The organism is Mesorhizobium sp. M2A.F.Ca.ET.067.02.1.1 (assembly GCF_004023285.1).
Classification (GTDB): domain Bacteria; phylum Pseudomonadota; class Alphaproteobacteria; order Rhizobiales; family Rhizobiaceae; genus Mesorhizobium.
Map to the genome: position 1 here is coordinate 1 of NZ_RZSB01000414.1, position 5,388 is coordinate 5,388.

Genomic DNA, 5,388 nt, shown 5'->3' on the forward strand with positions numbered 1-5,388 from the left:
GCTGCAGTAGGGGCGGCTGCCGAGCGTTTCGCCGTTTCGGGGAACCGGCTAACCGCTATCCCCTTGTTTTTTCGTAATTTCGGACGGAAAACCGTTACACACTTTTCCTGGAATTGCTTCAGTCCTGGCAGATCGGCACCGGCTGCGGCGGCGGCGCCGGATGGTCCTTCTTGTATTGCGCGATGATCGGCTCAAGCCTCTGCTTCGGCCAGAATTTGGGCGTGCCGATCTCCTTCAGGCAGGAGGCGTTCCAATAGGTGCCCGCGCCTGAGAGCGCCTGGCCTGCGGCCTTGGCGCGCGCAACGGCGGCGATGTCGCGCGATTCCGGATAGATGTAGAGCGTCGTCGGGCTGTTCTTCACCAGGGGGATGATCTGCTCGGCATCGGCTGGCGACCAGCTGGTGCAGCCATTGCTGCGGCCGCCGGCGTAATTCACCAGCTTGCCGTAGGGCACAAAGCCGTCACGGTTGGCGTAAGAGCTTTGCGGGTTCTTGCGCATGCACAAGCCCTTCAGGATGGCCGCCGGATGCCCCCCGATGACACGCTGCCTGGCGTTCGCCGCTTCCCCTTCGCCGTCGAACTGGATGAAGCTGCGCATGAACATCGCGTTTTGCGCGCCGAGGCGATAATAGCCCTTGAAGGAGGTCTTGGTCTCGGCGGTCATATAGGCGCCGCCGGCCGTCAGCTCGGAATCCATCGCGTTGCCGAAATTCTTCGCGCAACGCCTGCCGTTGGAGAAATCGGCGACGCCCTTCAGGTTGCGGCCGCCGCCATGGCCTGAGGAAACGGCGCGGAAGAGCTGCTTGGCCTCGCAGATGATGTAATAACGCTGGCCGAGCACGCTGTTGCCGAGGTCGCCAGGACGCGTCGCGTCCATGGCGAAGTAGCAGGGATTGCTGACCGAGCCGTCGCTGACTTTCTTCTGGTAGAGCGCGCGTGCCCGCTCCAGCACGACTTCAGAGATCTGGCCCTCGCCATCGCCGACATGGCGCTGCAGCCAGTCGGGAATGGTCGACGGTCGCAAGGCGGCAAATGAGCTGACCGATGCCGTCAGAGCGGCCAGGATTGCGACAAGGCAAAAGATAGCCGCGCCAAGCGGAACAGATCTCAACCGCACCGTTTTGCCCCTCCTGTCGAAACGTCTCGTACCTGTGAATCACCCGGGCCGATCATAGAAGGTCTCGCACGCATCGGCGAAACACTTCTAGTTTAGCGACGCCTTTTTGCAGGTCGGATTTCCGGTCTGCTTCGATTGCGCTATGATCTGATTCCGGCGCGCCCACGCCTCCTCCCTCCATCGGGAAGCATTGTTCATGCAGGGCAGTCCATCACCAACCAACTGTTCGGGCGCCAGGCATAAGGAGGGGTTGCCAAGACTGCTCGCGGCAGGAGGTTTTTCGATGCGGCTTTCCGCACCCGTCTTTCATCTGAAACGCCAGGCGAGGCTCTTGTCTCGCCGAGAAAATGTCCCCCTTCACGAGGCGCTCGACCGCGTTGCCGCCAAGGAAGGCTTTGGCAGCTGGAGCCTGCTTGCGGCAAAAGCCCCCGAAGCCGAGCCTGGCGACAGGCTGCTGGAGCGGCTTATGCCCGGCGACATGGTCCTCGTGGCGGCACGGCCGGGGCAGGGAAAGACGCTGATGAGCCTCGAGCTCGCCGTGGCGGCCATGAAGCGGGGCAGTCGCGCCGTATTCTTTACCCTGGAATATATGCATGCCGACATTCTCGACCGGTTCCGGGACATCGGCGCCGACCCTGCGGATTTCGACCATCTGTTCGAGTTCGACAATTCCGACGCCATCAGCGCCGCTTACATCATCGAGGCGTTGCGGTCGGCGCCGCGCGGCACGCTGGCGGTGATCGACTATCTGCAGCTGCTCGACCAGAAGCGGGACAATCCCGAGCTCCTGGTGCAGATACGCGCGCTCAGGTCGTTCGCCCGGGAACGTGAACTGGTATTAGTGTTCATCTCGCAGATCGACAGATCATACGATCCCGCCAGGAGGCCGTTTCCGGATATAGGCGATATCCGGCTGCCGAACCCGCTTGACCTGTCGCTGTTCGACAAGGCCTGTTTCCTGAACAAAGGCGAAATCCAGTTCCAGGCGACTTGAGAGCGATCCGCGTGGGGGGGCATGCCGGTCTCGACCTCGACCTGAATCTCGACAAACCCGGGGCCGCGAGACGAACCCATGATCGAAACCGAGCCAACGGTCACTCGCCGGGCCTTGCCAGCCTTCCTTCTTCCGCCTTGTGGTAGAACTGGCTTGCCACGAGCCAGCCTTTGAGCGGCCTGAGCGGCGGAATGCAGGTCGCGAGAACGATCGGGATCGAAACGAAGGCGTGGAACCACATGGAGGGCTCGAAAGTCACCTGCGCCCAGACCGCGAACAGCACCGAAGGCACGCAGGCAAAGCAGATGACGAAAAAGGCCGGGCCGTCGGCGGGGTCGGCAAAGGAATAGTCGAGCCCGCAGACCTCGCATTTCGGCGCCAGTTTCAGGAATCCGTCGAACAGGTGGCCCTCGCCGCAACGCGGGCAGCGGCCGCGGATTCCCACCTGCCAAGGTACCAGGGGTGGATAATGCGCAAGGTCTTGCATGATGGTTTCTCCGGTGGATCTCGCGTGAGCTGGACGGGCCTTGAGATCGCTGATGCATACATATATCATTCTTGTAGGCAGACAATGCGACAAAATGTATGGATGCGAATAAGTGACACGAGAAAGTGACATGGGCTGGCTTCCGGTTCTGGAGGCGGGACCGCGACCGGTCTATCTCAAGATCGTAGATGCCTTGGCGGATGCCCGCTCGGGCGGCCGCTTGCAGCCGGGCGACCGGTTGCCGCCGCAGCGGGAACTCGCGCGGCTGCTCGGGGTCGATCTCACGACCGTGACGCGGGCGTTTTCCGAAGCCCGACGCAGGAACCTGATCGACGCGACGGCGGGCCGCGGCACCTTCGTCACGCCGGGCGAGCCGGAAGAACCTGTCCTCGATCTCAGCATGAACATCCCGCCGGCGCCCGCTGGCCAAAACCTGCCGGCACTGATCCGGGCGGGCATCGAGGGCTTGCTCAAGCGCTCCAGCGCGGAAGCGCTGCTTTCCTATCATCCCGGCCCAGGCTCGCCCGCGGAGCGCGCCGCCGGCTCATCCTGGCTCGCCGCGGCGGGAGACAGGCTGCCGGTCGACAGGGTCGTTGTCGGCTCGGGCGCGCAGGCGCTGCTCACGGCCGTCGTGCTGGCAGAGACGCGCGAGGGCGACACGATCCTTGCCGACGCGCTGACCTATCCCGGGCTGATCGCGCTGGCCGGGACCACGCGGCGCAAGCTCGCTGCTGTCGCAAACGACGGTGACGGCATGCGGCCGCACGATCTCGAAGAGGCGGTGCGGCGGCACGGCGCACGCGTCCTCTACCTCAATCCGACGCTGCAAAATCCGACCGCATCCGTCATGCCCGAAAGCAGGCGGCGCGAACTCGCCCGCATGGCCGACAAGCTCGGGCTGACCATCGTCGAGGACGATCCCTACAGAAGGTTGCTCGCCACACCGCCGCCGGCCTTTCTGACCCTGGCGCCCGAACGAACCTTCCATGTCGCGACATTGGCGAAATGCATCTCGCCTTTCCTGCGCACGGCCTTTCTGGCGGCCCCTGATCCGCAGGCCGCCGAGCGGATCTCGGCAGCAATACGCGGCACCACCATGATGGCGCCGCCGCTGATGGCGGGCCTTGCCTGCGAGTGGTTGCGCAGCGGCCTTGCCGGTGAGATCACCGCCGCCGTGCGGACTGAGGCCAAGGCCAGGCAGGAAATCGCGCGCAACATCCTGCCCAAGGGCTTTGCGGCATCGGAGGCCAGCCTGCATCTGTGGTATCCGCTGGAGAGCCGGTTGCGCTCGGGCGAACTCGCCGACGTTGCCCGCCGCCGCGGGCTCGCCATCAGCCCCGCGGAAGAATTCGCCACAGGGGCACATTTCGCCAATGGCTTCCGCTTGGCGCTGGGCGCCACCTCCAGCCGCAAACGGCTGAAGGAAGGTCTTGAAAGCCTCGCTTCCATCCTTTCGGGAGTGCCGGACTCCTCGCGACCGAAGGTCTGAAGCAGCAAACGTGGCTTGGCGCGGCCCGTTACTCGGCCGCCGCCGGCAGCGGCGGCGTCGCGCGGCTGCGCCATTCCCAGGCTTGCGAGCCGACGGCCACCACCACCGCCACCAGCATGGCCAGGGCGCCGGCGAGCGGCAGGCTGCGATAGCCGTAGCCGGCATTGAGCATCGCAGCACCCAGCGACGCGGCGAGCGCGATGCCGACATTGAAGCCAGATGGGATCAGCGCGGAAGCGAGGTTGGAGGCATCGGCCGTCCAGGCCAGGATGCGCGTCTGGATCGGCGCGCCGATGGCGAAATTCAGACCGCCCCAGATGACGATGGCGACGATCATCGGCACCGGGTAGGGGCTCACCAGATGGATAACGCCGAGCGCCACCGCCTGCAGGGCGAGCATGACGATCAGCGAGGGCATCAGCTTCCAGTCGGCGAGCTTGCCGCCGACCAGGACGCCGATCGTGGCGCCGACGCCGTTGAGCAAAAGCACCCAAGGGATCAGGCTCTCGTCGAGGCCGGTCACTTCGAGCAGCATTGGCGTGATGTAGGTGAACGGCGCAAACTGGCCGATCATCAGCATCAGCATAAGGATCAGCGAGGTCCAGACCTGCTGGCGGCCAAGCACGCGAACTTCGCGCGCCAGCCCGGCGGGGCGGCTGGCGGCGCCCGCCGTTCGCGGCAACAGCGCCAGCATCGCGACGATCGCGATGATGCCGAGAACGCCCATCACCCAGAAGGTCGCGCGCCAACCCCACAGACTGCCGATCGCGGTGCCGGCGGGCACGCCGATGACGTTGGAAACCGTCAGCCCCGAGAGGATCACCGCGACCGCCCGGCCGCGCTGGTCCTCCCGCACTAGGCTGACCGCAACTACCATGGCGACGCCGAAATAACAGCCATGCGCCACCGCGGTCGCGACGCGCAGCAGAAGCATCGCGGTGAAATCGGGCGCCAGCGCGCAGGCCACCTGGCCGAGTGTGAAAGCGATCGTCAGTCCGATCAGCAGCGCCTTGCGCGAGACTTTGCTGGTCATGAGCGCCAGCAAAGGGCCACCGATGGCAATGCCGCAGGCATAGCCGGAGACGAGATAGCCGGCGGTCGGCACCGAAACGCCGAGACCTTGCGCCACCTCCGGCAGCACGCCGGCGATGACGAATTCGGTGGTGCCAAAAGCGAAGGCGGCAAGGAAAAGGGCAATCAGCGGCAGCATGGTTCAAAACATATGCGAGGAATGCATGGCCTCAAACCACGCCCGGCGGACGCGGCAATGGAGAAATTGTCGATACCGCTTTAGCTTTTCT

At 64.6% G+C, this 5,388-nt stretch carries 5 protein-coding genes; 2 read left to right on the forward strand and 3 right to left on the reverse strand.

What is annotated here, in order from left to right; all coding sequences use genetic code 11:
* Window positions 1-118 precede the first annotated feature (118 nt).
* Window positions 119-1,117, reverse strand: coding sequence for a hypothetical protein (locus tag EOA28_RS23660; protein ID WP_127253751.1), 999 nt, complete (start codon window positions 1,115-1,117; stop codon window positions 119-121).
* 283 nt (window positions 1,118-1,400) lie between these two features.
* Here EOA28_RS23660 and EOA28_RS23665 point away from each other — a divergent pair, with 283 nt between their 5' ends.
* A complete protein-coding gene (locus EOA28_RS23665; RefSeq protein ID WP_127253752.1) occupies window positions 1,401-2,111 on the forward strand; it encodes a DNA helicase in 711 nt (236 codons plus the stop codon).
* Between the two features lie 100 nt (window positions 2,112-2,211).
* On the opposite strand, the gene EOA28_RS23670 is transcribed toward EOA28_RS23665, so the two are convergent.
* Window positions 2,212-2,598 (reverse strand): DUF983 domain-containing protein, encoded by a 387-nt coding sequence (locus EOA28_RS23670; RefSeq protein WP_127253753.1) that lies wholly within the window; start codon window positions 2,596-2,598, stop codon window positions 2,212-2,214.
* A 130-nt stretch (window positions 2,599-2,728) separates the two neighbouring features.
* On the opposite strand from EOA28_RS23670, the gene EOA28_RS23675 reads away from it, so the two are divergent.
* Entirely contained in the window at window positions 2,729-4,087 is a 1,359-nt protein-coding gene (locus EOA28_RS23675; RefSeq protein ID WP_127253754.1) for a PLP-dependent aminotransferase family protein, read from the forward strand.
* A gap of 28 nt (window positions 4,088-4,115) precedes the next feature.
* On the opposite strand, the gene EOA28_RS23680 is transcribed toward EOA28_RS23675, so the two are convergent.
* A complete protein-coding gene (locus tag EOA28_RS23680; protein WP_127252864.1) occupies window positions 4,116-5,297 on the reverse strand; it encodes an MFS transporter in 1,182 nt (393 codons plus the stop codon).
* Between the last annotated feature and the right edge of the window lie 91 nt (window positions 5,298-5,388).

Coding starts and splice junctions, on each gene's coding strand:
- EOA28_RS23670 (WP_127253753.1), bottom strand. CDS start 2,598: ATGCAAGACCTTGCGCATTATCCACCCCTGGTACCTTGGCAGGTGGGA.
- EOA28_RS23680 (WP_127252864.1), bottom strand. CDS start 5,297: ATGCTGCCGCTGATTGCCCTTTTCCTTGCCGCCTTCGCTTTTGGCACC.
- EOA28_RS23675 (WP_127253754.1), top strand. CDS start 2,729: ATGGGCTGGCTTCCGGTTCTGGAGGCGGGACCGCGACCGGTCTATCTC.
- EOA28_RS23665 (WP_127253752.1), top strand. CDS start 1,401: ATGCGGCTTTCCGCACCCGTCTTTCATCTGAAACGCCAGGCGAGGCTC.